This is a genomic window from Mycobacterium sp. TH-M103 (assembly GCF_057473785.1).
Window position 1 is genome coordinate 1 of sequence record NZ_JBYCLG010000240.1, and the last position, 2,861, is coordinate 2,861.

At 71.3% G+C, this 2,861-nt stretch carries 5 protein-coding genes; 4 read left to right on the top strand and 1 reads right to left on the bottom strand.

Going from position 1 to position 2,861, the window contains the following annotated elements; all coding sequences use genetic code 11:
• The 3 genes from AC2VOR_RS13895 to AC2VOR_RS13905 all read left to right on the top strand — a co-directional run.
• The coding region (locus tag AC2VOR_RS13895; protein WP_486963963.1) for an amino acid--tRNA ligase-related protein at positions 1-614 on the top strand (614 nt) is incomplete at its 5' end.
• Positions 615-665: 51 nt separating this feature from the next.
• Entirely contained in the window at positions 666-1,097 is a 432-nt protein-coding gene (locus AC2VOR_RS13900) for a nitroreductase family deazaflavin-dependent oxidoreductase (protein ID WP_486963964.1), read from the top strand.
• 101 nt (positions 1,098-1,198) lie between these two features.
• Entirely contained in the window at positions 1,199-1,564 is a 366-nt protein-coding gene (locus AC2VOR_RS13905; protein ID WP_369739215.1) for an aromatic acid exporter family protein, read from the top strand.
• Here the strand turns inward: AC2VOR_RS13905 and AC2VOR_RS13910 are convergent.
• Positions 1,497-1,886, bottom strand: a complete 390-nt coding sequence (locus AC2VOR_RS13910) for an MmcQ/YjbR family DNA-binding protein (protein WP_369739214.1) — start codon at positions 1,884-1,886, stop codon at positions 1,497-1,499. The genes AC2VOR_RS13905 and AC2VOR_RS13910 overlap by 68 nt on opposite strands.
• A gap of 85 nt (positions 1,887-1,971) precedes the next feature.
• Between AC2VOR_RS13910 and AC2VOR_RS13915 the strand changes: the two genes are divergently transcribed.
• The coding region (locus AC2VOR_RS13915) for a transglutaminase family protein (protein WP_486963965.1) at positions 1,972-2,861 on the top strand (890 nt) is incomplete at its 3' end.

Sequence of the window (2,861 nt, forward strand, 5' to 3'; positions counted from 1 at the left end):
CCAAGCCCTCGCGGGCCCTGCTGGGCGCGGCCCGCGGCGAGATCGCCCACCGGCTGGGCCTGATCGACCCCGACGCCTGGGCGTTCGTCTGGGTGGTCGACCCGCCGCTGTTCGAGCCCGCCGCAGACGCGACCGCCGCCGGGGACGTGGCCGTCGGCGCGGGGGCGTGGACCGCGGTGCACCACGCGTTCACCTCGCCCAAGCCCGAGCACGCCGACGCGATCGACAGCGATCCCGGCAGCGTGCTCGCCGACGCCTACGACATCGTCTGCAACGGCAACGAGATCGGCGGCGGCTCGATCCGTATCCACCGCCGCGACATCCAGGAGAAGGTGTTCGCGGTGATGGGCCTGGACCGGGCCGAGGCCGAAGAGAAGTTCGGATTCCTGTTGGAGGCGTTCACCTTCGGCGCGCCGCCCCACGGCGGGATCGCGTTCGGCTGGGACCGGATCAACGCGCTGCTGTCCGGGGTGGACTCCATCCGCGAGGTGATCGCCTTCCCCAAGACCGGCGGCGGGGTGGACCCGCTCACCGACGCGCCGGCGCCGATCACCGCCCAGCAGCGCAAGGAGTCCGGAATAGACGTCCGGCCCGAGCACGTTGACCGGGCATGAGCAGCCGCGCCGGCGACGATGCAGCGCGAAGCGATGAGGAGGAGCGGCGCCATGACTGAAATGCCGGACACCGAGACGATCAACGCGTTCAACACGGACATCATCGACGAGTTCCGCGCCAACGGCGGCAAGGTCGGCGGTCAGTTCGCTGACACCGACCTGCTGCTGCTCACCACCACCGGCGCCAAGTCCGGCCGGCCGCGGCTCTCGCCGCTGGCCTACTTCCGCATCGACGGCAGGCTGATCATCGTCGGCTCCTTCGCCGGCGCCCCAGTCAGCCCGGCGTGGGTGCACAACCTGCGGACCAACCCCGGCGCACGCGTCGAGATCGGCACCGAGGCGTTCGACGTCACCGCGCGCGAACTACCGGCCGCCGAACGCGACGCGCTCTTCCCGGAAATCACCGCCGCGGCGCCGGGCTTCGCCGACTACCAGTCCAAGACCAGCCGGGTGATTCCGCTGTTCGAGCTGCACCGCACCTGACCTTCGGCCGTGCGCGCAGGCATCGATCGGCTCCGCACGGTTGGTTCACGTTGGTGCAGACGCCAGTCGCCGCGGGCCTGTCCTGGTGACTCGCCCGCGACGTGGCCAGCGCGGTCGCCGCGCTGACCGCGCCGTGCGTGGCGGTACTCATCGGGCACGGCCTGATCGGGCAGGGCATGATGTTCGCCAACCAGACCGCGATCTCGGCGATCCTGGTGCTGGCGCTCTACCGCAGCGGCACCGGCTTCGAGCGGATCTTCGACGCCCTGATCGGCGGGGCCGTGGCCCTCGTCTTCGCCATCGTCCTGTGCCCCGCCGACCGGCTGGCCGTGCCGCGCACCGCGCGCCGGCGTGCTGGGCAACCTGCAGACGGTGCTCGACCTGCCGGCGTGACGGCCGTCAGGACGAATCGGCCAGGAACTCCTGGACCAGCTTGCGGGGCGCCTGCGTCAGCCAGGCCTCGGTGATCACTTCCTCGAGGACGCCGACGTCGATCTCGGCCAGCCTGACCAGCACCGCCGGGTATCCGTCGAAATGCGGGGTGGAGAAATACACCCCCGGCTCGTCGGCGATCAGCGCGAACTTGACCCCCTCGTCGCAGACCCGCACGCCCAGGACGTCGCCCTCCGGGGGGTCGATCCCGGCGCGGGTCAGCGCCTCGCGGTCGGACTGGCGCAGGGGACGTTCCCACGCCAGCAGTTTCTTGCCGACGCGCCAGTCGTGCGGCGCCGGCTCGGAGGTCAGCGCCAGCCGTCCGACGATGCGGGCGACGTCGTCCCACGTGGCCACGCCTCCGATTGTGCTCCCGGCGCGGCACGCTTGGCCGCCGAAATCGTGCGGCATGTGATGTGATCAGCCGTGAGGAGGAGGGGTCTTGCCAGCAGCCGAGGACGGGGTCGCCCGCCGCCATCGCGTCACGCACCGCACCGAGTATCGCTACTCCGACGTGGTGACGAGCTCCTACGGCCGCGGCTTCCTCACGCCGCGGGACTCGCCGCGGCAGCGCTGCGTGGCGCACCGGCTGCTCATCGATCCGCCGCCCGCCGACGTCTCCACCAGCCAGGACGGCTACGGCAACACCAGCTCCTACTTCCACGTCACCGAGCCGCACCGCACCCTGACGATCACCGGCGACTCCATCGTCGACGTGTACCCGCCGGCGCCGGCGCTCTACAGCAGCGGTCCGGCGCTGCGACCGTGGGAGGCCGCGCGGCCGGCGGGGCCCGCGGGAGCGCTCGCGGCCGAGTTCACCCTCGACCTGGATCCGCCGGAGATCACCGACGAGGTGCGCCGGTACGCCGCACCCAGCTTCGCGCCCGGGCGTCCGCTGGTGGAGGTGCTGCGCGACCTGGCGTCGCGGATCTTCTCCGACTTCACCTACCGCTCGGGCTCGACGACGATATCCACCGGGGTGAATGAGGTTCTGGCCGCCCGGGAAGGGGTATGCCAGGACTTTGCCAGGCTGGCGATCGCCTGCCTGCGAGCCAACGGTTTGGCGGCCTGCTATGTCTCCGGATACCTGGCCACCGACCCGCCCCCGGGGAAGGACCGGATGATCGGAATCGACGCCACACACGCCTGGGCGGCGGTGTGGACTCCGCAGGAGCCCGGCCACCACGAGTGGCTGGGCCTGGACCCCACCAACGACCAGATGGTCGACGAGCGCTACATCGTCGTCGGCCGCGGCCGCGACTACGCGGACGTGCCGCCGCTGCGCGGCATCATCTACACCAACTCCGAGCACAGCGTCATCGACGTCGCGGT